Below are 25,067 nucleotides of genomic sequence, written 5' to 3' on the forward strand. Positions count from 1 at the left end.
AATGAACTATCGCCGGAATGCCAGCAGCCTGCCCGTCTCGTCCGGCGGTAATAAGGATTTCTGAGAAGACACGCTTGCGGGGAAAGTCACCACATTGGTCATATCCGGCCCTGCATTTGCGCGGGCAGATAGCAGCGCATAAAGTTCCGGCACGAGCCCATCGCCGTTTTGTTCGGCAAGTTTGTGCAGACCGATGAAAAGGCTCATGTCACGACGTTCTTCGTTCATCATTGCGTTCCTTCATGGTCTGGAGCGCCCGCTCCAGACTGGATTTCGAGCCGTTGCGCAGCGGAACGAAGGTGACGCCGAATTTCTTGCAGCCGGTCTTCACCCTCAGACACGCATCGTGGCTGATACAGTCGATGGGGCAGAAAACGCAGTCGACCGACGGCAACACCGTATCGATGCGCGAAACAGCTTCGCGTAGGCCGCCGTCATGATGGATCAACTCGGCGCCATGCTTGCTGGCGATCTCGCGCAGATGCGCAACCTGACAGTCCCTCCCTCCGACATAGAGAAAGCTGCGGACGTCGATCGCGCTACCGCTGGCGACAGAGGATGCCGTCTTGCCGGTCTCCTCCGCGCCGCTATTACCGTTCTTCCGCTTCTGTTTCTTCGCCATGACGCTCCTCGTTTGGCAGCCGAATCTGGTGGGACAATCCCTCGATGGAGCGCACCTTATTAAACTTGATTTTCATAGTAAAGATTAAAGTCGACTCTTTTTATCAGGATATATCCAGTCACCTGACAGGCCGGCTACGACAAAAATTTACCGTTTGATAAATTTTTTGGCTGTGATACGCTTTGATCAATAGTTGTCCATGAATCCATAAAAGAGGGAACCAAAATGGATCGACTGGGAAACGGTATTGAGGCCGGCCGCCTCACGCCGGCGGAATATGAGTCGAATTTCGCCGACCTGCACCCACGTTTCGACCGGCATGAAGCGCTGGTCGCATCCGACCGTTGTTATTTCTGTTACGACGCGCCATGCATGACGGCCTGTCCCACCTCGATCGATATCCCGATGTTCATCCGGCAGATATCCACGGGCAATCCGCTGGGTTCGGCCAAGACGATCTTTGACCAGAATATTCTGGGTGGCATGTGCGCCCGCGTCTGTCCCACCGAAACGCTCTGCGAAGAAGCCTGTGTGCGCAACACTGCGGAAGACAAGCCTGTCGAGATCGGCAGATTGCAGCGATATGCGACCGACATCGCAATGGAGACGGGCAAGCAGTTCTATGCCCGCAAGGCGCCGACCGGAAAGACGGTCGCGATCGTCGGGGCAGGCCCCGCCGGTCTTGCCGCGGCCCATCGGCTTGCCATGCATGGCCATTCCGTCGTGATCTTCGAAGCGCGCGAAAAGGCGGGCGGCCTCAACGAATACGGCATCGCCACCTACAAGGCCGTCGACGACTTCGCGAGCCGCGAGGTGGATTACGTGACTGCGATCGGCGGCATCGAAATCAGGAACGGACAGGCGCTCGGCCGCGATTTCTCGCTTGCCGACCTGACGACCAGATATGACACCGTCTTCCTCGGCATGGGGCTTGCCGGCGTAAACGGCCTCGGCGTCGAGGGCGAAGACCTTTCCGGCGTCGAGGACGCGGTGGATTTCATCGCCTCGCTTCGGCAGGCGAAGGACAAGGCAACCATTCCGGTCGGACGGAGGATCGTCGTCATCGGCGGCGGCATGACCGCGATCGACGCAGCGATCCAGTCCAAGCTGCTTGGGGCGGAGGAAGTGACGATCTGCTACCGCCGCGGCAGGGAGAACATGAACGCCTCGACCTATGAGCAGGATCTCGCAACCGCCAACGGCGTCATCATCCGCCACTGGCTGGCGCCGAAGGCGATCCTCGGCAAGGACGGCAGGGTGGCCGGCATCGAGGTGGAATATACCGCGATGCGCGACGGCAAGCTCGTCGGCACGGGAGAAACCGGCGTGATTGCCGCCGACCAGATCTTCAAGGCGATCGGCCAGACATTCGCGGCGTCTGGCCTCGGAGCGCTGACGATGGACAAAGGCAAGATCGCCGTCGATGCCGAAGGCCGCACCTCGATTGAGGGTGTATGGGCCGGCGGCGACTGTATCGGGCTCGGCGAGGATCTGACCGTCTCGGCCGTCGCTCAAGGACGCGATGCCGCTGAATCCATCAACCGCATGCTTGCTGCGGGTGCGCAGCCTGCCGTTGCCGTCGCTTGAGGGGGAGTGTGAACCATGGCTGATCTCCGCAACAATTTCGTCGGCATCAAGTCCCCGAACCCCTTCTGGCTTGCCTCCGCACCGCCGACCGACAAGGCCTATAATGTCGAGCGCGCCTTCAAGGCGGGCTGGGGCGGCGTCGTCTGGAAGACGCTGGGCGAAGAAGGCCCGCCGGTGGTCAATGTCAACGGCCCGCGTTATGGCGCGATCTGGGGCGCCGATCGCCGCCTGCTCGGCCTGAACAATATCGAGCTCATCACCGACCGCGACCTCTACACCAACCTTCGCGAGATGAAGCAGGTGAAGATGAACTGGCCGGACCGGGCGCTGGTGGCCTCTATCATGGTCCCCTGCGAGGAAAACGCCTGGAAGGCGATCCTGCCGCTGGTGGAAGAGACCGGCGCCGACGGCATCGAGCTCAATTTTGGCTGTCCCCACGGCATGTCCGAGCGCGGCATGGGCTCCGCGGTCGGCCAGGTGCCGGAATATATCGAGATGGTGGTGCGCTGGTGCAAGCAGTACACCCGCATGCCGGTCATCACCAAGCTCACCCCGAACATCACCGACATCCGCAAGCCGGCGCGCGCCGCCAAGGCGGGCGGCACTGATGCCGTCTCGCTAATCAACACGATCAACTCGATCGTCTCCGTCGATCTCGATAATTTTGCCCCCAATCCGACGGTCGGCGGCAAGGGCTCGCATGGCGGCTATTGCGGTCCGGCGGTCAAGCCGATCGCGCTCAACATGGTGGCCGAGATCGCCCGTGATCCGGAAACCTATGGTCTACCGATCTCTGGCATCGGCGGCATCACCACCTGGCGGGATGCGGCGGAATTTTTAGCGCTCGGAGCCGGCAACGTGCAGGTCTGCACCGCAGCCATGACCTATGGCTTCAAGATTGTCCAGGAGATGATCACCGGTCTTTCTGACTGGATGGACGCGAAGGGCCACAGGAGCCTCGACGATATCATCGGCCGTGCCGTCCCGAATGTCAGCGACTGGCAGTATCTCAACCTCAACTACATCGCCAAGGCGCATATCGACCAGGACGCCTGTATCAAGTGCGGCCGCTGTCACATCGCCTGCGAGGACACCTCGCATCAGGCGATCACCAGCATGGTCGACGGCGTACGCCATTTTGAGGTGATGGAAGAGGAATGCGTCGGCTGTAATCTCTGCGTCAACGTCTGTCCGGTCGAAAACTGCATCACCATGGTCGGGCTTGAACCCGGCGCGCTCGACAAGCGCACGGGCAAAGTGGTCGATCCGAGCTACGCCGACTGGACGACGCATCCGAACAATCCGATGGCAAGGCAGGCAGCGGAGTAGCTGAACCGTGATGCCTCGGCCAGCTTGGCCGAGGCATTTTCCACCGCCCTTTCCGGATCAGAAGTGCCATACGATGAGGCGCTGCTTTGAGGGAACAAACTCGTCACCTCATATGTCTATGAACAGCGTTGCAAGAATGGATGTCAAAGGCCAACGAGGCATATGATGAAATCTCTCGCTCCGGCAACAACTGCGCTTTTGATGTTTTAAGAACGAACCGTAGGCCCCTTTTTAACTCTAGTGAACTGCTTCCTGGATGGTTACAGCTTGACCATCCGTCGGAGCCGCCTGACAATTCATCACGTATGCAAGATGTGCCTTGGACATTGAGTTAGTCGCAGGCCCCCATCGTTACTGACAACGACCGTCTCGCTGAAGCCGAGACCCAGCGCAGTCGCATAAAGATGGAACACCATCCCCTCCTCCAGCGCCCAATCCGACGTCGGCAGAAAAACGCCGGAAAAATCGCTGGTGCGCGGGGTGCGGGTGTATAGACCCAATGTGTAAGCCGTGACGTTGTCATAAGACGGCCGCAGGCCTGAATCGAGCGCTCCCTGCCTCATGATCGCATCCACGTCGCGGGCGATCGCCCCCGGCTTCATCGCTGCGATCTGCCGATCCTGAAGTTCCACCAGCCTGTCAGCGCTGGCAGAAAGGGCGGCAGGGGGTGCACCGACAATGATCGGCCGCATGATGCGCGCACCGTAGTTTCCGACGCGCGGAATGAGTTCGACATGCAAGATGTCGCCCTCTTCGATCTCCTCGGTCTTGAACGCGCCATGCAAGAACTCGTGGTTACCGCGCGCCTTTACGACAGGTCCGACTTCGCCGGTATCGGCGCCCTCGCGCAGGAAGACACTGGAGGCGATAGCAGCCGCATCGCGGGTCGTCATCCCAAGCCTGGCATGACGCGCGATTTCCAGCATGGCCTTGTCGGCGATCAAGGATGCCTGCTTGAGAAATGCGATCTCTTCTTGCGACTTCACCCAGCGCAGACTATCGCTGAGCCCCGGCATGGGCACGAATGCCGCCTGTGGAAGAAGCGTCTTCAGACGCATGAACGTCTGGGCGCTCATGCTGTAGGAGTTGGTATCCAGCCCGATCCGCACACCGGCAAATCCGCGATCGCGGATGCTGCCGGCAACCGCAGCCAGCGCCTCATTCGTATCGGCAAAACCGACGATATCCGTAATCCAACTCTTCTCACGGCACGGCGCCTCGTCGAGTGCGCGCAGCGTGAACCAGGCATCGCCCTCGCGTGGCAGGAAGGCCGCGCGATACATGGTTTCAGACACGGTATAGCCCGTCAGCCAGGCCAGGAGCTCGCCGCTGTCGACGAGTAGTAGATCCACACCGGCGGACATCATGGCGCCCCGGGCGCAAGCGATGCGGCGTTCAAATTCTGCCCGGGAGAACATCTCAGACTGCCTCGCAGATATCGAGGATGGTCAGCATGTAGACGCGGATCATGTCGAGGAAGTCAACGATGTCGACACGCTCGTCGGGCATTGTGTTGTAACGACCGCCCGGCCCGCAGACGATGCCTTCCATGCCAAGCTCATGATAGAGGTGGCCGGCATCGGTGCCGTAAAAGCGTGTCGGGGTGATCGCGCCGGTGGGCTGCTTTTGGCCGCGGACGGCTTCGTAAGCGGCGTTGATCGACCTGACGATGCGCGAATCCGGGGAGACTTCAAAGGGCGGCATCAGCGGACGGCCTTCGATCATTTCCGGAACGAGCTTGGCTTTGAGGCCCGGGAAGCGGTCCTCAAGCGCGCGCAATTCCTTGTCCAGATCGGCCAGAACACCCTCCTGCGTCTGGCCCGGAGCATAACGGCACGACCCCTTGAGCCGGACGAAATCGGCCACCTGCGGCGGACGCCACTCTTCCAGATTGCGACCGAGCGCGCCGTGGACGACGCCGACATGGCCGCGGTTGACAGAGCGGTGAACATCGCTCCTGGCGCCGCTGAAGGTCATCGCGTTGATGCGCGGGATGATGTCGCAAGCAGCTGCGATGGCATCAACTGATTCCTCCCGCTTCGACAGATGGCGAGTGTCGCCGGTCAGCTCGATCACATAGCTCAACGCTGCAGCATGCATGGTGACCGCGACGAGGTCGCTCGGCTCGCTGTTGATGAAGTAATCGGCCTTAACGCCGCTTTTGATTGCGGCAAGCGTGCCGACGCCGCCCTGCAATTCGCCGACGACGAAGGTCAGGATCACATCGCCCTTCAGCTTGATGCCGGCGTCAAGCAGCGTCTTTACGGCGCAGAAATAGGCAGCATCGCCCGCCTTCATGTTGGAAACGCCGATGCCGTAGATGAACTTGTCATCGACAAGGCCGGCATAGGGATCGACCGTCCAGCCCTCGGTGACCGGGTTGGTATCAAGATGGCCGTTGAACAGCAGGCTCTTGCCGCCGCCCTGCCCTTTCAGACGGCCGATCGTGTTGAAACGGCGCCCTTCGTCGAAGGCCTGAAGTTCGGCCTCGACGCCGATCTTTTCAAGCTCTTTCGCCATGAAGCGGGCGAGGTCCTTCTCGCCCTCGGTCTCCGAGTGGCTCTTGTGCTGGACCATCGTCGACAGGAAATCGAGGCAGGCCTTTTCGTCGATCCGGTCCAGCAGGGACTTCGGGTCCATTGTCATGCTCCTTGATGCGGTGTCATTGATATTGGGCGGCGGCGCGCGGCACCGCCTCGATCAGGCGGCGGGTATAGTCCGCCCGGTCAGGGCTATCGATCTCATCGGCCTTCACCACCTCGATCAGGTCGCCGCGATACATGACGGCGATCCGGTGGGCGATCTGGCGGATCAGGTTGAGGTCGTGGGTGATGAAGAGATAGGCCGTACCGCTCGCCTTCTGCAATTCCAAGAGAAGCTCCACGACCGAGGCCTGCACCGAGACGTCGAGCGCCGAGGTGATCTCGTCGCAGATGACGAGTTTCGGTCTGGAAGCAAATGCGCGGGCTATCGCCACACGCTGTTTCTCGCCGCCCGAAAGCTGGTGCGGATAGCGGTTCGCGTGGGTGCGCGGCAGGCGTACCTGTTCCAGCATGTCGCCGATCTGCTTGTCGAGATCGGTGGTATCCCCGAACAGTTTCAGCGGACGTGACAGAATTTCCGAGATCTTCTGGCGCGGATTGAGCGATGCATCCGGGTGCTGGAAGATGATCTGCACGTCCTTGCGGTAAGCATTGTCCATGTCGGACGAGCTGCGGATCTCGCGCCCGTCGAACCAAATCCTACCTTCGAAGCGATTAAGCCCGGTCATTGCCTTGGCCAGCGTCGACTTGCCTGAACCGGATTCACCGACGATACCGAGGATTTCGCTCGCATTGACGACGAGGTTGATGGCGTTGTTGCCGGTGACAAGGTCCATCTTCCGGCCGGTCAAGGCCGCGAAGAACGGCTTGCGGCCGAAATAGACGCTGACGTTTTCGACCCTCACCAGTGGTTCGTCAGTCGCAACGACATCATCCTTCACCAACCGATGGGCGGGATCGGGGACGGCGGCGATCAATTCGCGGGTGTAGGCCTGCTTCGGACGGGTGAAGATCTCGCGGACGCTGCCCTGCTCAACGATATCCCCGCGCCTGATGACCGCCACACGGCTGGCGGTGCGCGCGACCAGCGCGAGATCGTGTGAGATATAAAGTGACGCGACGCCGGTCTCGGCCTGCAGTCCTACAAAAAGGTCGAGGATTTGGCGCGAGGTGATGACGTCGAGCGCCGTGGTCGGCTCGTCGAAAATGATGCATTGTGGGTTGCAGGCAAAGGCCGAGGCGATAACCACGCGCTGCTTTTCGCCGCCTGACGCTTCGTGAGGCATGCGATGCATCATCTGTGCCGGCGTCTTCAGGCCCACATGCGCCAGCAAGGCCTCGCCCTCCTTCCACGCCTGCTGACGTGTCAGCCTGCGATGGCGCACGAGCACTTCCGACAGTTGGGTACCAAGCGACAGCGTCGGGTTGAGCGACGTGCTCGGATCCTGAAACACCATACTGATACGCCGGCCGCGAAACGTTTCCATCTCGCGTTCGGATTTTTCCAGCAGGTTGTCGCCGCAGAGCAGGATCTTGCCACCGGGTTCGCGCGCATTCGTCGGCAGGTAGCGCATGATTGACCACGCAAGCGAGGTCTTGCCGGACCCGGATTCACCGACGAGCCCGAGAATTTCGCCGCGCTTGATGGCAAGATCGATGGTCTTCAGCGCGTGGTACGGACCGTTCGCGGTCTCGTAATCCAGCGAGTAGTTTTCGATCGCAAGAACCGGGCAATCTTCTGTATCGGTCATAATGTCTACCTCAGGTTCGCGGATTGAGGGCATCGCGAAGCCCGTCGCCCAGAAGGTTGAAGCCGACAGCGACGATGGCGATCGCCACACTCGGCCAGATCAGGATGCCGGCACTCAAGTGCATGTAGCGGCGCGCTTCAGAGACCATCAGCCCCCATTCGGCGGCCGGCGGCTGGGCACCAAGACCGAGGAAGCTCAAGGTCGCGAACAGCATCACGGCAAACGAGACGCGGATGGTCATCTCGACGATGATCGGAGCAATGACGTTCGGCAGCATTTCGCGGCGGATGATATAGGCGGAGCTTTCGCCGCGGGCGATGGCCGCATTGACGTAGTCCTGCTTGCGGACGGAGAGCGCGACGCTGCGGGTGATGCGTGCCATGCCCGGTGCAAAGGCGATGGCGACGGCAATCAACGCATTGATCGTGCTGGAGCCGAGAAGGTTCACCACCAGCAAAGCGAAGAGCAGGCTCGGGATCGACATGACAGCATCGATGGTGCGCATGATCAGCTCGTCGGCGCGGCCGCCAAGGAAGGCGGACGCGGTGCCGATCAGGGCGCCGATCAAAGTGCCCGCGATGGTGGCGAGCACGGCCATGACGACGGTGGCGCGGGCGCCGATCAGCAGACGGCTGAATATGTCGCGGCCATACTGGTCGGTTCCGAGCCAATAAGAAAGGCTCGGCCCCTTGTAGCGGGAGAGCGGGGAGAGAGCTTCCGGGTCGTGCGGTGCGACCATCGGACCGAAGACGACGATCAGCATGACGAGTACCACGAGCAAGATGCCGATGGCACCCTGCGGCGTCCTCAGGAGACGTTTCATGAACTCAGTCATACTGGATCCTCTTGTCGAGCCAAGCGTAGAGGATGTCGGCAATGAAATTGACGATTGAATAGGTGGCGGCCATGATCAGCACGCCTGCCTGGATGGCCGGCAAGTCGCGCGCCTGGATGGCGACGATCAGCTGGCGGCCGATCCCCGGTATTGCGAAGATCTCCTCCACGACAATCACGCCACCGAGTAGGTACCCGACATCGAGGGCCACAATAGTGATGGTTGGCAGGAGCGCATTGCGCAGCGCATGACGACGAAGAACCTGGCCCGATGAAATGCCCTTCAACCGGGCAGCGCGAATATAATCCGTATGCAGCACATCGACCAGCTCGGAGCGGACCATGCGCGAGACGTGGGCGATGAGAATGATCGAGATGACGCAGACCGGCAGCACGAGATGGACGATGCCGTCCACAAAGTTTTCCGTCAGCGGCACATAACCAGTCGGTGGCAGCCACTTCATCCAGTCGGCGAAGATGAGCACGGCAATCGTCGCGGTAACGAATTCCGGCAACGCGACACCGGCGTAGGAGACGAGGCTGACCACGATGTCGGCAACCTTGCCCCGGCGAATGGCAGCAATGATCCCAAGCGGAACGGCAAGGATCAGCATCAGACCGATGGAGAACACTGCCAGAAGCAGCGAGCGCCCGAGCGCTTCGAACATCGCCGGGCCAACTGGCTGGCCTGTGCGAAGCGAAGTACCAAGGTTGCCCTGCAGCACGTGCCAGAGCCAAGTTGCGTATTGCCGCCAGACGGGAGCATCGAGCCCCATGGTCTGACGCAGCGCATCGAGTGCCTCCTTGGTGGCGTTCTCGCCCAACATCATGACGGCTGCATCGGCTGGTAGGATCTGAGTGATGGCGAAGACGATGAGCGACACGACGAATAGCGTGTAGACGATCATCACCAATCGCTTGGCTATGTAGTTCGCAGACAGGAGCGTGTTCCTTGGCAAGGGGGCCGGACACCCGGCGGGGCGTCCGGTGACATTGACAAATCAGCCGCGCTTCGGCGCATTGTCGGCAAGCGAAACATAATCAAGGCGGAATACCGACGCACGCGGGTGCGCCTCGAACCCTTGCACCCAACTACGCTTGGCTGCCAACACGTCGAAAAAGGATGGGATGATCGAGGGAACGTCCTCGTTCATGATTTCCTGCGCCTTGGTATAGAGCTCGGTACGCTTGGCTGGATCGACCGTCCCGCGGGCTTCGGCGACCAGCGCGTCAAAAGCCTTGTTGTTCCAACGCGTCTCGTTCCAGGACGCATCGGAGGTATAAAGCAACTTGAAGATGCCGTCCGGGGTCGGCTGCATATTGTAGAAACCCACGTAGAAGCTGCCCTTCTTCCAGACCTGTTCGAGGTAAGTCGCGTGCGGCATGGTCTGGACATTGATGGTGATGCCAGCTTCCTTGGCCATCTCGCGCAAGGCAACAGCAAGCTGCGTGCGAACCGCAGGCCGGTCGGAAGCGATCAAGGTCAATTCGAGGCCGTTTGCATGTCCAGCCTCGGCTAGCAGCTTCTTCGCTTCGGCAATGTTCTTCTCGCGCTGCTTGACGCCCTTGAAGAATTGGTAGGACGCGTTCAGGGGCGTGTCGTTACCGGGCGTGCCGAAGCCCTCGGTGACGAAACCGACCATCGCCTCGCGGTCCACGGTAAGCGCGATCGCCTTGCGGACGCGGGCATCGTTGAACGGTGCCATGTCACAACCGAAGTTGATGTTGCAAAACTGGCCCGATGGCGTGCGCAACGTATCGATGCCGTCCGTTCCGTCGATGCGCAGAAACTCGGTTGGCTGAATGGTCGAGATGATGTCGACATCGCCGGCAATCAGGGCCGAACCTTCTGCAGAGATGTCGGGGAAGACCTGCACCTCGATGCGGTCGAGATAAGGACGCGCCGGATCATAGTAGTCGGGGTTGCGCTCAACGACGATCAGGCGATCGGGCTCATAGGAAACGAGCTTGAACGGGCCGGTGCCGACCGCCTTGGTAGAAAGGCTCTTCAGGTCGCCGGTCGCGATCGCGGCCGGGATGATGCGAGCGTTGGTGTAGGCCATGGCGACGGGGAGGTCGGCATACGGGCCTGACAGCTTGAACAGAACCGTCGTATCGTCAACGGCAACGACATCGGAGATCGGGCCGACATTGTTGCGCCCCGGGGAAGCGGTCGCAGGATCGAGGATCGCCTTGAAGGTGGCGACGACGTCTCTGGCGGTGAACGCGGAACCGTCGTGGAAGACGACGCCCTTGCGCAGCTTGAAAGTCCACTCGGTCAGACCATCATTCGCGGCCCAGCTTTCGGCGAGATCCGGCTCGATCGACATATCGACCTTCAGGCGTGTCAAGTTGCTGTAGAGCAGCTCAGTCACCAGATATTCCGGGTTGACGCGGGTCAGCAGCGGATGAATGACGCTTGCCGCCTGGTCGACGGAGATGCGCAGCGTGCCGCCCTTGGCCGGGGTTGCGGCCTGAGCGATACTCAGCGGCGGTGCGGCGAGGACGGCGGCAGTGCCAGCAAGGAAGAAGCGACGTTTCATTTCCAGCATTTTCGAGTTCCCTTTGATGTTCTAGGTGCGATTTTCAGGAATGGCGTCTGCGGCAAAATCTGCCGAGAGATAGGCGAGAATGCTCTTGGCGAGCGCGATAATATCCTGGCGGGTCGTATGTTCTTCCGGGCTGTGGATGCAGCTTTCCGGTCGGCCCAATCCACCGAGAAGCACCTCCGGACCAAACCCAGCCTTCTGGACGTAGCCAAAATCGGAACAGCTCGCAGCGCCCCACTTACGGAAATCCTCCGGCTGATAGCCGAAGCCGAGCGACAGCGCCTTTTGCCATCGCGGCCAGTGCGGGCCTTCGGGATCGTCGGTGGGAATAAGATGTCCGACCAGATCGATGGCGAGCCCGAGCTCGGTACCGTCAATACAACCGCGGACAACCGCCTCGATCTCCGCTCGCGCCTCCTCAAAGGCTTCTTCTGGCGCATAACGGCGGCTGACGAGGATCTTGAGCTCGGCCGGCACCTGACCGCCCGCAGTACCGCCGTGGATGGCGGAAATCGTCAGCTGCGGGCGCAACAGTCCCGTGGCATGCGGCGGCGGGGCGAGCTTGGAGGCTCGCGCGGCGACGCCCGGCTTCAAGGCTGCGAGCGCGTTTAGAATCGGCAAGGCACCCTCGATGGCGTTGACGCCGGTGCCAGTTCGGTTACCCTCGCCGGCATGAACGGCATGACCGGTGATCGTCACCTGAAGATTGAAGATGCCGAAGCAACCCGCCCATATACGCGGCGCGGCCGTGCCGTTGAAGTTGAGGATGTGACCTTCAAGAAGCCGCTGTTCGGCCAGATAACGAATGCCGGGATAAAGTCCCCCCTCCTCGTCGGTGCACAAAAGCAGAACCGGATCATAGGCCAACGCCACCCCGCAGCGTTGGGCCGCATGCAGCGCCAGAAGCGTCGCCGCGATCGTACCCTTCATGTCCGCCGCGCCAAGCCCATAGAGATTGTCGCCTTCGATCGTCAGCGAAAGAGGATCACGTGTCCAGCCAGGTGCGACGGGGACCGTGTCGACATGGTAGTAAAGGCCGCAGACCGGTTGCCCGGTTTGACGGCGCGCGATCAGATTGGTGCGCTCCCCCGCAGCCGGCGCCCCCGGAACATGCCACAGCTCACGCGGCACGATAATGCGCTCGAACTCGAACTCCAACGACGTCAGCAGTTCCATCATCAGGTCGGCGAAGGCATCGTAGCCGAGCCCCGGAGGGAAAGATGTGTCGATCGCGACCATTCGCGCCAAAGCCTGCAAGGCGATCTCGACATCACGGTCAATCGCTGCCATGGCAGACATCAGGGAGCCTTGCGGCGAAGCAGGTTGCTGATCGATCATAGCACCCCCCGGGAGGGCCTCCGGCACAAGCCTCTCAGCTTGCGCATTAATATAAACTATATAGTAATACTGCGTAGACAAAGACCGCGTGTCAACTCCAAAGAAGAGGCAAATGATTGCCACAATCGCCCAACATTTCATCAGACGCACCGAGGCTCACCGAGTTGTCGTTGCCGCTTTACGAAGTGGTAAAGCGACAAATCACTGAAGCGATCATGATCGGCACGCTGGAGCCCGGCTCCGTCCTGCCCAGTGAAGTGGCCCTGTCACAAACCTACGGCGTCGCCGTCGGCACCATCCGCCGCGCCTTGATGGACCTCACGAACGACGGTCTGCTCAGCCGACGCCGCAAGACCGGGACGATCGTCACCGGCCGCAAACCCCAGCACAGCCTGAGACTGTTCTTCCAGTATTTCCGTCTTCATGGTCTCGACGGATCACTCAGCAAGTCGGTAACAACGGTGACGTCGCTTGATTTCGAAACGGCATCCGCCAGTGACGCAGACAAGCTGCAGATCGCAAAAGATGCGTCGATTGTTCGTTTTCACCGCTATCGAAGCGTCGACGATCGGCCCATCATGCACGAAACACTGACGCTGCCTGTTGAACGGGTTCCCGACTTTCCAAAGCGGAAGGAGGACATCCCGCCGCTCTTCTATCTTCACCTGCTCGATAAATACGGGATTCGCATCTCCGCGATCCGCGAGCAGATCGGCGCCGATCTCGCAACCGACATCGATGCGCGATGGCTGGATCTTAAACTCCCGGCAGCTGTGCTGACGATCGATGAAGTGGCGTATGACCAGATGGCCGTGCCCGTCCTGATTTCAGCGCACCGCGCAACGACGCAAAATCACAGATACGTCAACGAGATACGTTAGGCGCGCGATTGACAATGTCTAGCAGTACAAAGAGGTATCCTGAAGAGACCAGGCTAGCATCGGCCTTGAGGGATACTGCCGGGCTTGTAGTTTCTAGGAAATGTCCAATAATTGAGCAATGTCGAATGCTCTGCGCATCGCACGCGGCCGCTTCGGGAGAGTGGCGCTGCTGGATATGGATCGCCCCCTGGTGTGGCACGCGCACCCGCATTGCCACGTCCTGTTGAAGGTCGAGGGCGCCAATACGCAGTTTTCTGTGCGCGACAGGCTCGTGCCGCTCACCGACGAAAGCGCCGTTCTCATCAATGCCTGGGAGCCGCATGCCTATGCGCACGACCAGACTCGCCCGAAGACGGTGATCCTTGCGCTTTATATTGAACCGCAATGGCTCGGTCATTTCCGACCGAACTGGGTGGCGAGCCATGCGCCCGATTTTTTCGCCTCCAATATAGGCTTAATCACCCCGGACATACGTTCGCGCACCCGCACGCTTGCGGAGGCCATGGTACAGGAGCCGAGCAGCAGCAAAGCCCACGAGACTCTTCTCGGCGAGCTGATGACCGCCCTCATCGAGCGTTTCGCCGAATGGCGTGCGGTGCCGAATTCGATCCGCGACCTTGCATCACGCTCCGTGCTCGACTTCCGCATCCGCAATGCCGTCGAGCGCATGAAGGCGGCACCGGGCGACATCACCGATCTCGACCGATTGGCAATCGACGTCGGTCTCTCGCGCGCGCATTTCTTCCGACTGTTCGAAACGTCGATAGGGGTGACCCCGCGCGTCTTCCTCAATGTGCAGCGACTAGAACAGGCCGTCGCGGCCGTCGCCGACGGGAGGGACAGTTTCGCCACGATCAGCGACCGGCTCGGCTTTTCTGTGCCGGCGCATTTTTCGCGCTTTTTTCACGATCATGCCGGATCCTCACCAAGCATCTTCCGTAGCGTCACCCGGCTCTCGGCCCCAGGATTTTGAGACTCCTCGGTAAGGTCTGATACGCCTCGGTATCGCCTGATCGCCCGCCCTCCTCCACCCTTCGCGCCACGGCACCCCTTCACGGATGGGTGCGGGAGGAGCGAATGACGAGATTGGAGACGACGGGAGCCCTGATCGGGCGAACCATCGAACGGGTCGAAGATGCCGGACTTTTGACCGGCCGCGGCCGATACATTGACGACCTGCCCGTCCGACGCGACACCGCGCATCTGGCAATCCTGCGCTCGCCGCACGGTCATGCCGAAATCAGGGCGATCGATACGACTGCGGCCTGCGCGCTGCCCGGTGTATTTGCCGTGCTGACCGGCGACGACGTGGCGCGGCTCACCCGCAGCATGACGGTCGGGGTCAAGGCCAATGTCGAATGTTGGCCGATGGCCCGCGACCGGGTGCGCTATGTCGGCGAACCCGTTGCCCTCGTCGTCGCCGAAAACCGTTATGTCGCCGAAGATGCGCTCGACCTGATCGAGGTCGACTACGCGAAGCTGGCCGCCGTCATCGATCCTAAAAAGGCACTCGCAGCAGACGCCCAGGTCCTCCATCCCTCGCTCGGCACCAACCTCATCAACGAGCGCATCTTTCGTTACGGCGACCCGGAGGCGGCTCTTGCCACGGCTGCACACCGCATTTCCATCCGCATCGCATATCCGCGTAATTCCTGCACGCCGATCGAGACCTATGGCGTCATCGCCGAATACGATCCGGGCGAGGATGCCTATGACGTCACGGCGAACTTTCAGGGTCCATTTTCGATCCATGCGGTGATTTCCCGTGCGCTGAACGTGCCCGGCAACCGCATGCGGCTGCGCACACCGCCCGATTCCGGCGGTTCCTTCGGCATCAAGCAGGGTGTCTTTCCTTATGTCATCCTTGCCGCCGTCGCCGCACGCGTCGCCGGACGGCCGGTGAAATGGATCGAGGACCGGCTTGAACATCTGACGGCGTCCGTCTCGGCAACCAATCGCGTGACGACGCTGGAAGCCGCAGTCGCCGCCGACGGCCGCATCACCGCGCTTTTCTGGGATCAACTGGAAGATTGCGGCGCCCATCTGCGCGCACCGGAGCCGGCAACGCTCTACCGCATGCACGGCAATATGACCGGCGCCTACGCGATCGAAAACGTCGCGATCCGCAACCGCGTGGTGCTCACCAACAAGACACCGACTGGGTTGAACCGCGGCTTCGGCGGACCGCAGGTCTATTTCGCGCTCGAGCGCTTGGTGCACAAGATCGCCGTCGAGCTCGGCCTCGACCGGCTCGACGTCATTCGCCGCAACCTCGTTCCGGCCGACGCCTTTCCCTATCGCACAGCGACCGGCGGGCTGCTCGATTCGGGCGACTACCGTGTCGCGCTCGATCGGGCCTTAGCGGAAGGCGGCCTTGAGGCAATGCGGCTACGAAGGGACGAGGCGCGCGCCGAAGGACGGCTTTACGGCATCGGCTATGCGGCGGTGGTCGAGCCGAGCGTCTCAAACATGGGCTACATCACGACGGTCCTGACGCCGGAGGAACGGGCGAAGGCGGGTCCGAAGAACGGCGCGCAAGCTGTCGCGACGATCGCCATCGACCCACTTGGCTCCGTCACCGTCAAGGTCGCCTCGGTACCGCAGGGCCAAGGGCACCGCACCGTTCTCGCGCAGGTGGTCGCCGAGCGGCTCGGGCTTTCCCTGGAGGCGGTGCGCGTCAACACCGAACTCGACACGGCGCGCGACGCCTGGTCGATCGCCTCGGGTAACTATGCGAGCCGCTTCGCTCCCGCAGTCGCGGGCGCCGCAGCACTTGCGGCCGACCGTATCCGGGGTCGCCTTGCCGCAATCGCCGCCGCGCAGCTCAACGTCACGGCGGACCGCGTGGACTTCCGGGCCGGAAAGCTCGTCGATCGCGACAATCCGGACAATGCCGTCTCTTTCGGCCGCGTGGCGGCGGCAAGCCACTGGGCGCCCGGCACCCTGCCCGAAGGCACCGCCCAAACGATCCGCGAGACCGTCTTCTGGACGCCGGAAGAGCTTCAGGCTCCGACGGCAGCAGACGGCATCAACTCGTCGCTCTGCCACGGTTTCATCTTCGACTTCTGCGGCGTGGAAATCGACCGGACGACCGGCCAGGTGCACATCGACCGCTATGTGACGATGCACGACTGCGGCCGCATCCTGCATCCCGGCATGGTCGAAGGCCAGGTCCGCGGCGGCTTCGCCCAGGCCGTCGGCGCCGCACTCTACGAGGAATATGCCTATGGCAGCGATGGCAGCTTTCTGACCGGCACGCTCGCCGACTACCTGATCCCGACCGTGATGGAGACGCCGGAGCCGCTGATCCTCCATCACGAGACACCCTCGCCCTTCACACCGCTCGGCGCCAAGGGGGTCGGCGAGGGCAATTGCATGTCGACGCCCGTCTGCATCGCCAACGCCGTTGCCGACGCGCTCGGTATCGAAGACATCCAGCTGCCGCTGTCGCCGAGCCGGGTCAGCGAATGGCTCTATGGCGAGGAGCGCCCGCCGTCGAAGCAGCAGGACGCGCTCCCTGTCGCCACCTATGCCTCTGGCGAGCGAATGCTGACCGGCTCGGGCTCGTCCGAGGTCGCCGCCAACCGCGAGGCCGTCTGGGCGATGCTACTCGACCCGAACACGCTGATGGCGATCATTCCCGGCGCGCACGAGGTCAAAAAGGTATCCGATACACATTTTCGCGCCGAGGTCACGCTCGGCATTGGCCCGGTCAAAGGCCGGTACCGCGCCGACATCCGCCTGTCCGACCTGGTCGAACCGGAAGCGGTCACGCTGTCCGGCGGCACGGAAGGCGCGCTCGGCTCCGGCCGCGGTACGGGCCGCGTCACACTGATCGAAACCGAGACCGGCACTCGCATCGACTATCGCTACGAAGCGGCGATCGGCGGCAAGGTCGCCTCGGTCGGCGGACGCCTGCTCGACGGCGCAGCGCGCGTGGTGATCGGCCAGTTTTTCCAGGCGCTTGCCCGCCACGCCGGCGGTGTCGCCCCCGGCGCCATCGGCCTGAAAAAGCGCCTCTTTACTCTGTTCAGGAGACGCCGATGAAGCCCGCATCCTTCGACTTCCTCTGTCCGGAAACGCTGGAGGAGGCCCTTGCCGCGCTGGCCGAAGGCGGCGGCGAGGCGCGCGTGATCGCTGGCGGACAGTCGCTGGTGCCGATGCTCAACATGCGGCTCGCCCGTCCCGGCCTGCTCGTCGACATCATGCAGCTAGATCCGTTGCACAAGATCGAGACATCAGGCGACGAGATCGTTGTCGGCGCGGGCGTGCGCCAAGCGGAACTGGAAGCCCGGCCAGACCTTTCGCGGCACCTGCCGCTCCTTGCCGCGGCATTCCCCTGGCTCGGCCACGTGCAGACGCGGGCGCGCGGCACGGTCTGCGGCTCGGTCGCGCATGCCGATCCCAGTGCGGAATTACCGCTCGCACTGGTGACGCTCGGCGGTACCGTCAGCCTGCGTAGCCGCAGCCGGAGGCGCAAGGTCAAGGCGGACGACTTCTTCATCGGCATGATGGCCACCGACCTCGCCGAGGACGAGATGATCGAGTCCGTGCACTTTCCAAAGGCCCGGCCCGGTTGGGGCTTTTCCTTCCGCGAGATCGGGCGCCGGCATGGCGACTTCGCCATCGTCGCGTGCGCCGCCGTCGCCGACGACGAGGGATTGCGGCTCGGCATTGCAGGGGTCGACGACCGACCGCGCGTCTTCCGGCTCCCGGCGCTCGACAACGACCAGTTCGACGATGCGATCAACGACATCGCCTGGTCCCTGAATGCCCGCGACGACATTCATGCAAGCGCCCGCTACCGACGCGAACTGGTCCGCAGCCTCGGCCGCGAGACGCTTAAGGAGGCAAGCCGATGCCGCACCTGAACGCTGCCCGGAGGCACCTGGTCCACTTCACGGTCAATGGCCGAATGGTCCGCGCCGAGGTCGAAAACCGTATGCTGCTCTCGGACCTGCTGCGCCACGAGATCGGCCTCACCGGCACCCATGTCGGCTGCGAGCATGGCGTATGTGGCGCCTGCACCGTGCAGATCGACGGAAAGCCGGCGCGGGCCTGCCTGACACTCGCCCAGCAGATCCGCGGCAGCGACATCCGCACCGTGGAGGCGCTGGCGACCGACCCGGCGGTGCTCTCCCCGCTCCAAGCGGCCTTTCGCCGCCACCACGGCCTCCAATGCGGCTTTTGCACCCCCGGAATTCTGATGTCGCTCGACGCCCTTTTGCGCGAGCGCCCGGACGCGGGCCGGAAGGAAATTCGCGAGCACCTCGCCGGTCATCTCTGCCGGTGCACGGGCTACGCGACCATCATCGAGGCGGCGCTTGACGCCGCGGAGGAACAACGGAAGGAGGAGACACCGAATGCTTGACCTTGGAACCAGTTTCCTCGCAAGCGTCGAGCGCGACCCGGATGCGCTCGCGATCGTCGACGGCGATATGCGACTGACCTATCGCGGCTGGTACAGCAGGATTTCGGCGCTTGCCGCCGCACTCGACGAGACCGGCCTTAAACGGGGCGACCACGTGCTCACTGCCATGCAGAATCGCTGGGAAAACGCGTCACTGCACTGGGCCTGCCAGTTCCTCGGCCTGATCGTCACGCCGCTCAACTGGCGGGCCAAGGCCGACGAAATCGACTTCGGCATCGCGGATGCCGGCGCGAAAGCGGTGTTCTACGAAGCCTCGACGGAAGAGGCCGTGCGCCTGTCGCGCCTTGCGCAGAACCTGCCACGGTTCTCCGCCGATGCGCTATCCGGCCTCATGGAGGGCACCGCCCCGGATATCGTACCTGTGGCGGACGCCGCAGACTGGTCGCTGATGCTCTATACGTCCGGTACGACCTCGAAGCCGAAGGGCGTGCCGCGCCGGCACCGCGCCGAACGCGCCGGCGCCCTCGCCCATGTGGCGCAAAACCTCTACCGCCATGGCGAGCGGACGCTCGGTGTCATGCCGCTTTATCACACGATGGGCGTGCGCTCGCTACTCGCATCCTCGCTGATCGGCGGCACTTTCGTCTGCCTGCCGCGTTTTGACGTGCCAAAGGCGCTCGACCTGATCGAGCGCGAAAAGATCACCAATCTCTATCTGGTGCCAACGCTGTACCACGACCTCGTGCATCACGAGGCGTTTTCACCCGAGCGCATCGGCTCCGTCACCAAGCTTGGCTATGCGGGCGCGTCGATGACCGACGGGCTGCTGAGGCGGCTGGACCAGACATTTCGGCCGGACCTCTTCGTTAACCACTACGGCTCGTCGGAAATCTACACCTTCACGATCGAGCAGAAGGCGGCAACGAAGCCCGGTTCCGCCGGCCGTGCTGGCATCAACCAAATGATCCGTGTGGTCAAACTGGGCAGCCGCCACCCGGACGAGCGGGCGGCCGTTGGCGTGGAAGGCGAGATCATCGCCTTGATGAAGAGCGACGAGGCATTCGAGGGCTATTGGAACCGTCCAGACGCGGACGCCAAGGCGCTTCATGACGGCTGGTACTTCACCGGCGACACCGGCTTCGTCGACCGTGACGGCGATCTCTTCGTCACCGGCCGGGCCGACGACATGATTATCACGGGCGGCGAGAACGTTTCGCCGGTCGAGGTCGAAAGCTGCCTGTCGCTGCATGAGGGTGTCGCCGAAGTCGCCGTCGTCGGCCTGCCCGACGAGCGCTGGGGCAAGATCGTCGTCGCCTTCGTCAAGCGACGCGGCGCCGTCACGGCCGAGGATCTTGACCGCCACTGCCGCGATTCCGGCCTTGCCAATTTCCGCCGCCCGCGCCGCTTCGTCTTCGTCGAGGCAATCCCGAAATCGCCGGTCGGCAAGCTCCTGCGCCGCCTTCTGGTGGCGGGCGAGTACATCGAGGAACGCACTCCCGAACACCAGTGAGCGACCAAACGCCGCCAGACCAACGAAAGGAAAACCCATGACTGAACCAGCCGCATTCCAGAACCCGCGCCTTGCCGAACTCGACGGCTTCACCGTCACGATCGACGCGGCCCGTCAGCGCGCCGACATCACGCTCGACCGTCCACCCTATAACGTCGTCTCGATGTTGGCGCGTGACCAGTTGCGCCTCGTCTTCGAGGCCCTCGATGAGGATGAGCGCGTGCGCATCGTCATCGTTGCCGGCAAGGGCGAGCACTTCTCGTCCGGCGGCAATATCAAGGGCTTCCTCGAGGCAAGCCCGGAACACGTCTCGCACCTTGCCTGGAACATCGCAGCCCCGGCCCGCTGCTCCAAGCCCGTCATCGCGGCCAACCGTGGCTATTGCTTCGGCGTCGGCTTCGAACTGTCGCTTGCTTGCGATTTCCGCATCGCGACCGACACCACGCGCTACGCGCTGCCCGAGCAGAAACTCGGCCAGATTCCGGGCTCCGGCGGCTCGGCCCGCCTGCAAAAGATGGTGGGCGTCACTCGCACTAAGAACATCGTGATGCGCTCAAAGCGGATCACCGGTCAGGAGGCCTACGACTGGGGCATCGCCTCGGAGATCGTCGCGGATGCCGACCTGGAAAAGGCCGTTGATGCGCTTGTCGAGGAATTGATTGGCTTTTCGCCGCTCGCCCAGCGCACGGCAAAAAAGCTCCTGAACGACACGGACGACGCGCTGCTGTCGACGGCCATCGAACTCGAGGGCCATTGCTACAGCCGGCTTCGGACATCGGAGGATTTCCGCGAAGGCGTACTCGCCTTCCACGAGAAGCGCGCGCCGGCCTTCGTCGGCCGCTGACCCATCGGCCGGAGGGGAACCCGGCTTCATTTCCACGAGGAGGGAGCGGCCTCGGAACCGCTTCGGGAGGATTAATCATGGATACGACACCGCAGACAACCCAGGAAAGCCCCCTTGTCGAAAGGGGGCCTGGCATTGCGTCGGGTCTGCGCGACCTGCCAAAACATCTCGGAATCAAGACGATGAGCGCCGGGCTCGTCGCCGCCATCTTCGGCTGCTCCGGCCCGGCCCTTATTGTCATCGGCGCGGCCGAGGCCGGCCACCTGACCAACGGGCAGACTGTCGCCTGGCTCTTTGCGATCTACGTTCTCGGCGGGATTATCAGCCTGCTGCTTGCGCTCTACTACAAGCAGCCGATCAATGGCGCCTATTCGATCCCGGGTGCAGCACTCGTTGCCGGTTCGCTTGCGACCATTCCGTTCAATGAAGCCGTTGGCGCCTTCATCCTGGCGGGCCTGCTGGTTCTGCTGCTCGGCGTCACAGGGCTCATCGGTAAGGTGATGCGCTGGCTGCCGATGCCGATCGTCATGGCGATGATCGCCGGTGCGCTGATCCGATTTGCGATCGGAACCGTCACCGCACTCGGCAATGCTCCGCTGATTGCGGGTGCTGCGATCCTCGCCTTCTTTGTCTCGATGCGGCTGACCAAGACTATTCCGCCGGTGCTGGCCGCCCTCGTCACAGGCCTGATCGCGGCGCTTGCGACCGGTGCGGTCGGAGGCGGCACGGCCAACATCGCCTTCGCCGCGCCGGAATTCACGCTGCCGGTCTTCTCCGTCGACGCCTTCTTCGCGATCGCCGTCCCGCTCGCCCTTCTTGTGATCGGCGCGGAGAACGCGCAGGCGACCGGCGTGCTCATGGCCGAAGGCTACAGGCCGCCGGTCAACGCGATGACCATCATTTCCGGCATCGGCGGCATCGCGGCCGGCCTCCTCGGCGGCCACAATGCCAACATCGCAGGCCCGATGACGGCGATATGCTCATCCGAACAGGCCGGAGAAAACAAGGAGGGGCGCTATGCCGCGACCGTCGTCAACGGCCTACTCTTCGCCGCCTTCGGTCTCATCGCCGGCGCTGCCGTTCCGATCGTGCTCAGCCTGCCGTCTGCGCTGATCGGCACCGTCGCCGGTCTTGCCATGATCGGCGTGCTGCTATCCGCCTTCCAGAATGCCTTCGGCAAGTCGCTCGGTAACCAGACCGGGGCTTTCGTCGCGCTCGCCGTCGCCATGTCGAACATCTCGCTCCTGGGCATCAGCGCCCCCTTCTGGGCCCTGTTCGCAGGCGTCATCGTGTCGGCGGTTGTCGAAGCCAGGACCCTCAACGAAAAGCAGGCTGCATGACGCCGCGACGGTTTTCGAGCCGGCGTCGAATTTGAACGCATACCCTTCCCCAAGGACATTTGTTCTTGGGGAAGACGGTTGAGGCCTGGATAGCGTTGGTGCTTCGGTCGAGGAATGACGTCCCAACGCTGCGCCACATCACGATCGATTCGCCGATCCCGGCCGCGCTCTAATAGGCAAGTTAGTTCTGCCCTGGGAGAGACGTCCTACAGGGGAGCGACGTCCGACAAATGCGACTGACCTCGGGAGATCAATCCTGGCCCAGGTCGCACGAACTCGCCGACCGCATAGGGCCAGCCATTCCGATCATCGGAACGCCGGGCTTTCGCCTTTGCCGCAGAGGCGATGCTTGCGGTAGGAGCACGATCTAATGGAGTTTTTAAAGGCCATCCACAACGTCGGCGGATCGCAGAAATGGTTGGCGATCGACCTTTAACGTCACCAGGCGCAGTCGAATATGAGGGGGAAATATGAAATTCCATGCAGATCATGCAGTCGGTGTTCTCTTCATCGCTTCAGGCGGCGTCGCCGCCTATCTCGGTGTAGATTACGGCTTCGGCAGCCTTTCCGAAATGGGACCGGGCGCTTTGCCGATATTGCTTGGCGCCACGCTGTTGATCTTTGGCGTTGCACTTCTGCTGCAGGCGCACTTGGCCAGCGAGGGGAGACCGTCCATCGCCCTTATGCCACGCGAGGAACTGCGGCCTTTCGTGGCCATCCTGGCTGCTCTTTTTGTATTCGGGCTGCTGGTTGACAGCGCAGGTCTTCTTCCAGGTCTCTTCGCGCTCGTCTGCATCGGCTGGCTTGCCGACAGGCGGGGGCGGCTGAAGGAACTCCCGCTCCTCCTCCTCGCCATCGGGGCGATCATCGTCGCGATCTTCTACTTCGGCCTGGGCATCCCCTTCCATCTGCTTGACTGGAGCATCTAGCGTGCCGGACTTCTTTTCATCCATCGTCTTGGGGCTGCAGGTCGCCGCTAGCATCGACAATCTCTTCTATTGCCTATTAGGGGTGACGCTCGGAACCGCAATCGGCGTCCTGCCGGGCGTGGGGCCGATCATCACCATCTCGCTGCTCCTGCCCTTGACTTTCGGCCTGCCGCCGACCGGATCGCTGATCCTGCTTGCTGGCATCTACTACGGCGCGGCTTATGGCGGATCCACCACATCGATCCTGCTCAACCTGCCGGGCGAAGCCTCATCGGCCGTGACCTGCCTGGACGGACACCAGATGGCACGGCGAGGCCGCGCCGGCTCGGCGCTTGCCATTGCCGCTCTAGGTTCCTTCTTTGCCGGCACCGTCGGCACGGTGCTGATCGCTGCTGCCGCGCCCGCTATGGCCTCGATCGCGGCAAGGTTCGGCTCCGCCGAATATGCAGCTCTCGTCTTCTGTGCCCTCGTCGCCACCGCCTCCATCGCCAAGGGCGGCTTCATCAAGGGCATCGGATCGGGCGTTCTTGGCGTGCTGCTGGGTCTGGCGGGCGCCGACGTCGCCTCCGGCGTCTTCCGTTTCACCTTTGGCCTTTCGGAACTGCGCGATGGGATCGACTTTGCCGTGCTGGCGGTCGGGCTTTTTGCGGTTTCGGAAATCATCACGACGATTGGCGGCGCGGGAAAGCCTGAGATCGCCACCTCGAAAGTCGGCCGGCTCTGGCCAAGCCGTGACGAGTTTCGCCGCGCATGGCCGGCCGTCCTGCGCGGCACGACGCTCGGCTCCTTCCTCGGGATTCTGCCCGGCGCCGGTCTCGCGATGAGCTCTTTCTCCGCCTATATGGTCGAGAAGAGTATTTCCAAACAACCAGATCGTTTCGGGGCCGGCGCCGTCGAGGGCGTAGCTGCACCGGAAGCGGCCAACAATGCCGCGTCCCAGACCGCCTTCATCCCGACCTTGATGCTCGGCGTTCCCGGGAGCCCCGTGATGGCCCTATTCCTCGGCGCGTTAATGATCCAGGGCATCAACCCCGGGCCGAGTATGATCAGTAACAATCCTGCCCTCTTCTGGGGCCTAGTGGGTTCCATGTGGATCGGCAACCTGATGCTCGTCATCCTAAACCTGCCGCTGATCGGTCTATGGGTAAAGCTTCTCGCGGTTCCTTATCACTGGCTCTACCTCTTTGTGCTCGCCTTTGCGTGCGTCGGGGTTTATTCGATCGGTTTTTCATCCCTTCAGATCCTGACGCTCGTCGTTTTCGGCGCCGTCGGCTATCTCCTGAAGCGGGCCGACTGCAGCCTCGCCATGTTCATCCTCGGCTTCGTGCTCGGACCGATGTTCGAGGAAAACTTCCGCCGCGCCATGTCGCTGTCGCGCGGCGATCCGATGACCTTCATCCATCGCCCGATCAGCCTCACCTTTCTCGTGCTCGGCATCGCGATCTTGCTCGCCGCCACCACGTCGCTCGTCAGAAAGGGTGCGCAGGAGGCAACGGACTGAAACACGTATCGTCCTCCCAGGACAATTCGGCCGGAGCATCAAACCATGCTCCGGCCCTTTTTTCGGGTCTGTATCAAGTGAGGATCAGCAAACAGGAACAAATCCGATCGTCGTTTGCGCCTTCTGCCGTCGGCAAGC

21 protein-coding genes are annotated in these 25,067 nt (G+C 62.3%); 12 read left to right on the forward strand and 9 right to left on the reverse strand.

What is annotated here, in order from left to right:
* Positions 1–6: 6 nt before the first annotated feature.
* Together ABK249_RS04550 and ABK249_RS04555 are read right to left on the reverse strand one after the other, a co-directional pair.
* Entirely contained in the window at positions 7–228 is a 222-nt protein-coding gene (locus ABK249_RS04550; protein ID WP_227703621.1) for a hypothetical protein, read from the reverse strand.
* The gene (locus ABK249_RS04555; protein WP_037149391.1) at positions 209–622 is read right to left on the reverse strand and encodes a DUF2325 domain-containing protein; all 414 of its coding nucleotides are present in this window, start codon (positions 620–622) and stop codon (positions 209–211) included. The genes ABK249_RS04550 and ABK249_RS04555 overlap by 20 nt, the downstream gene beginning before the upstream one ends.
* A 225-nt stretch (positions 623–847) precedes the next feature.
* On the opposite strand from ABK249_RS04555, the gene ABK249_RS04560 reads away from it, so the two are divergent.
* Positions 848–2,209: an NAD(P)-dependent oxidoreductase gene (locus ABK249_RS04560; protein WP_227703622.1), complete on the forward strand. Its 1,362-nt coding sequence runs from the start codon at positions 848–850 to the stop codon at positions 2,207–2,209.
* Positions 2,210–2,224: 15 nt separating this feature from the next.
* Entirely contained in the window at positions 2,225–3,538 is a 1,314-nt protein-coding gene (gene preA, locus ABK249_RS04565; RefSeq protein ID WP_348862338.1) for an NAD-dependent dihydropyrimidine dehydrogenase subunit PreA, read from the forward strand.
* 299 nt (positions 3,539–3,837) lie between these two features.
* Here the strand turns inward: preA and ABK249_RS04570 are convergent, their stop codons facing one another.
* Genes ABK249_RS04570 through ABK249_RS04600 form a run of 7 tightly spaced genes read right to left on the reverse strand, consistent with a single transcriptional unit; the run spans position 3,838 to position 12,505 of the window.
* Entirely contained in the window at positions 3,838–4,956 is a 1,119-nt protein-coding gene (locus tag ABK249_RS04570) for a M24 family metallopeptidase (RefSeq protein ID WP_227703623.1), read from the reverse strand.
* Between the two features lies 1 nt (position 4,957).
* Positions 4,958–6,178 carry a M20 family metallopeptidase gene (locus ABK249_RS04575; RefSeq protein ID WP_227703624.1) on the reverse strand — a complete coding sequence of 407 codons (1,221 nt, stop codon included), beginning with the start codon at positions 6,176–6,178 and terminating at the stop codon, positions 4,958–4,960.
* Between the two features lie 22 nt (positions 6,179–6,200).
* Positions 6,201–7,832 carry an ATP-binding cassette domain-containing protein gene (locus ABK249_RS04580; protein ID WP_037149383.1) on the reverse strand — a complete coding sequence of 544 codons (1,632 nt, stop codon included), beginning with the start codon at positions 7,830–7,832 and terminating at the stop codon, positions 6,201–6,203.
* A gap of 10 nt (positions 7,833–7,842) precedes the next feature.
* A complete protein-coding gene (locus tag ABK249_RS04585) occupies positions 7,843–8,667 on the reverse strand; it encodes an ABC transporter permease (RefSeq protein ID WP_037149381.1) in 825 nt (274 codons plus the stop codon).
* Complete coding sequence (locus tag ABK249_RS04590; RefSeq protein ID WP_227705180.1) at positions 8,660–9,607, reverse strand: ABC transporter permease; 948 nt, start codon at positions 9,605–9,607, stop codon at positions 8,660–8,662. Before ABK249_RS04590 ends, ABK249_RS04585 begins: the two co-directional genes overlap by 8 nt.
* Positions 9,608–9,667: 60 nt before the next feature.
* On the reverse strand, positions 9,668–11,218 hold the full coding sequence (locus ABK249_RS04595; protein ID WP_227703625.1) for an ABC transporter substrate-binding protein: 1,551 nt from the start codon (positions 11,216–11,218) through the stop codon (positions 9,668–9,670).
* 21 nt (positions 11,219–11,239) lie between these two features.
* The gene (locus ABK249_RS04600) at positions 11,240–12,505 is read right to left on the reverse strand and encodes a M20 family metallopeptidase (RefSeq protein WP_227703626.1); all 1,266 of its coding nucleotides are present in this window, start codon (positions 12,503–12,505) and stop codon (positions 11,240–11,242) included.
* A gap of 164 nt (positions 12,506–12,669) precedes the next feature.
* Between ABK249_RS04600 and ABK249_RS04605 the strand changes: the two genes are divergently transcribed.
* From ABK249_RS04605 to ABK249_RS04650, 10 genes are all read left to right on the forward strand, one after another.
* Positions 12,670–13,434: a GntR family transcriptional regulator gene (locus tag ABK249_RS04605; protein WP_052182800.1), complete on the forward strand. Its 765-nt coding sequence runs from the start codon at positions 12,670–12,672 to the stop codon at positions 13,432–13,434.
* Between the two features lie 118 nt (positions 13,435–13,552).
* Entirely contained in the window at positions 13,553–14,407 is an 855-nt protein-coding gene (locus ABK249_RS04610; protein ID WP_227703627.1) for a helix-turn-helix transcriptional regulator, read from the forward strand.
* Positions 14,408–14,511: 104 nt separating this feature from the next.
* Positions 14,512–17,481 (forward strand): xanthine dehydrogenase family protein molybdopterin-binding subunit, encoded by a 2,970-nt coding sequence (locus ABK249_RS04615; protein WP_227703628.1) that lies wholly within the window; start codon positions 14,512–14,514, stop codon positions 17,479–17,481.
* Positions 17,478–18,305, forward strand: coding sequence for an FAD binding domain-containing protein (locus ABK249_RS04620; protein WP_227703629.1), 828 nt, complete (start codon positions 17,478–17,480; stop codon positions 18,303–18,305). The genes ABK249_RS04615 and ABK249_RS04620 overlap by 4 nt, the downstream gene beginning before the upstream one ends.
* Positions 18,293–18,805: a (2Fe-2S)-binding protein gene (locus ABK249_RS04625; RefSeq protein WP_348862340.1), complete on the forward strand. Its 513-nt coding sequence runs from the start codon at positions 18,293–18,295 to the stop codon at positions 18,803–18,805. The genes ABK249_RS04620 and ABK249_RS04625 overlap by 13 nt, the downstream gene beginning before the upstream one ends.
* Positions 18,798–20,315, forward strand: a complete 1,518-nt coding sequence (locus ABK249_RS04630; protein ID WP_348862341.1) for an AMP-binding protein — start codon at positions 18,798–18,800, stop codon at positions 20,313–20,315. Before ABK249_RS04625 ends, ABK249_RS04630 begins: the two co-directional genes overlap by 8 nt.
* A gap of 37 nt (positions 20,316–20,352) precedes the next feature.
* The gene (locus tag ABK249_RS04635; protein ID WP_227703632.1) at positions 20,353–21,159 is read left to right on the forward strand and encodes an enoyl-CoA hydratase/isomerase family protein; all 807 of its coding nucleotides are present in this window, start codon (positions 20,353–20,355) and stop codon (positions 21,157–21,159) included.
* 77 nt (positions 21,160–21,236) lie between these two features.
* Positions 21,237–22,499, forward strand: a complete 1,263-nt coding sequence (locus ABK249_RS04640) for a benzoate/H(+) symporter BenE family transporter (RefSeq protein WP_037149360.1) — start codon at positions 21,237–21,239, stop codon at positions 22,497–22,499.
* A gap of 470 nt (positions 22,500–22,969) precedes the next feature.
* The gene (locus tag ABK249_RS04645; protein ID WP_037149359.1) at positions 22,970–23,428 is read left to right on the forward strand and encodes a tripartite tricarboxylate transporter TctB family protein; all 459 of its coding nucleotides are present in this window, start codon (positions 22,970–22,972) and stop codon (positions 23,426–23,428) included.
* A gap of 1 nt (position 23,429) precedes the next feature.
* Positions 23,430–24,929, forward strand: a complete 1,500-nt coding sequence (locus ABK249_RS04650; RefSeq protein ID WP_227703634.1) for a tripartite tricarboxylate transporter permease — start codon at positions 23,430–23,432, stop codon at positions 24,927–24,929.
* Positions 24,930–25,067 lie beyond the last annotated feature (138 nt).

Origin of the sequence: Neorhizobium phenanthreniclasticum, from assembly GCF_040066075.1 — a bacterium.
GTDB classification, from domain to species: domain Bacteria; phylum Pseudomonadota; class Alphaproteobacteria; order Rhizobiales; family Rhizobiaceae; genus Neorhizobium; species Neorhizobium petrolearium.

What these genes read in the sequence shown, in the direction of transcription:
- ABK249_RS04645 (WP_037149359.1), top strand. Translation starts at nt 22,970, where the DNA reads ATGAAATTCCATGCAGATCATGCAGTCGGTGTTCTCTTCATCGCTTCA.
- ABK249_RS04570 (WP_227703623.1), bottom strand. Translation starts at nt 4,956, where the DNA reads ATGTTCTCCCGGGCAGAATTTGAACGCCGCATCGCTTGCGCCCGGGGC.
- ABK249_RS04635 (WP_227703632.1), top strand. Translation starts at nt 20,353, where the DNA reads ATGACTGAACCAGCCGCATTCCAGAACCCGCGCCTTGCCGAACTCGAC.
- ABK249_RS04550 (WP_227703621.1), bottom strand. Translation starts at nt 228, where the DNA reads ATGAACGAAGAACGTCGTGACATGAGCCTTTTCATCGGTCTGCACAAA.
- ABK249_RS04625 (WP_348862340.1), top strand. Translation starts at nt 18,293, where the DNA reads ATGCCGCACCTGAACGCTGCCCGGAGGCACCTGGTCCACTTCACGGTC.
- ABK249_RS04615 (WP_227703628.1), top strand. Translation starts at nt 14,512, where the DNA reads ATGACGAGATTGGAGACGACGGGAGCCCTGATCGGGCGAACCATCGAA.
- ABK249_RS04595 (WP_227703625.1), bottom strand. Translation starts at nt 11,218, where the DNA reads ATGCTGGAAATGAAACGTCGCTTCTTCCTTGCTGGCACTGCCGCCGTC.
- ABK249_RS04555 (WP_037149391.1), bottom strand. Translation starts at nt 622, where the DNA reads ATGGCGAAGAAACAGAAGCGGAAGAACGGTAATAGCGGCGCGGAGGAG.
- ABK249_RS04600 (WP_227703626.1), bottom strand. Translation starts at nt 12,505, where the DNA reads ATGGCAGCGATTGACCGTGATGTCGAGATCGCCTTGCAGGCTTTGGCG.
- ABK249_RS04630 (WP_348862341.1), top strand. Translation starts at nt 18,798, where the DNA reads ATGCTTGACCTTGGAACCAGTTTCCTCGCAAGCGTCGAGCGCGACCCG.
- ABK249_RS04560 (WP_227703622.1), top strand. Translation starts at nt 848, where the DNA reads ATGGATCGACTGGGAAACGGTATTGAGGCCGGCCGCCTCACGCCGGCG.
- ABK249_RS04640 (WP_037149360.1), top strand. Translation starts at nt 21,237, where the DNA reads ATGGATACGACACCGCAGACAACCCAGGAAAGCCCCCTTGTCGAAAGG.
- ABK249_RS04585 (WP_037149381.1), bottom strand. Translation starts at nt 8,667, where the DNA reads ATGACTGAGTTCATGAAACGTCTCCTGAGGACGCCGCAGGGTGCCATC.
- ABK249_RS04620 (WP_227703629.1), top strand. Translation starts at nt 17,478, where the DNA reads ATGAAGCCCGCATCCTTCGACTTCCTCTGTCCGGAAACGCTGGAGGAG.
- ABK249_RS04610 (WP_227703627.1), top strand. Translation starts at nt 13,553, where the DNA reads ATGTCGAATGCTCTGCGCATCGCACGCGGCCGCTTCGGGAGAGTGGCG.
- ABK249_RS04575 (WP_227703624.1), bottom strand. Translation starts at nt 6,178, where the DNA reads ATGGACCCGAAGTCCCTGCTGGACCGGATCGACGAAAAGGCCTGCCTC.
- ABK249_RS04580 (WP_037149383.1), bottom strand. Translation starts at nt 7,832, where the DNA reads ATGACCGATACAGAAGATTGCCCGGTTCTTGCGATCGAAAACTACTCG.
- preA (WP_348862338.1), top strand. Translation starts at nt 2,225, where the DNA reads ATGGCTGATCTCCGCAACAATTTCGTCGGCATCAAGTCCCCGAACCCC.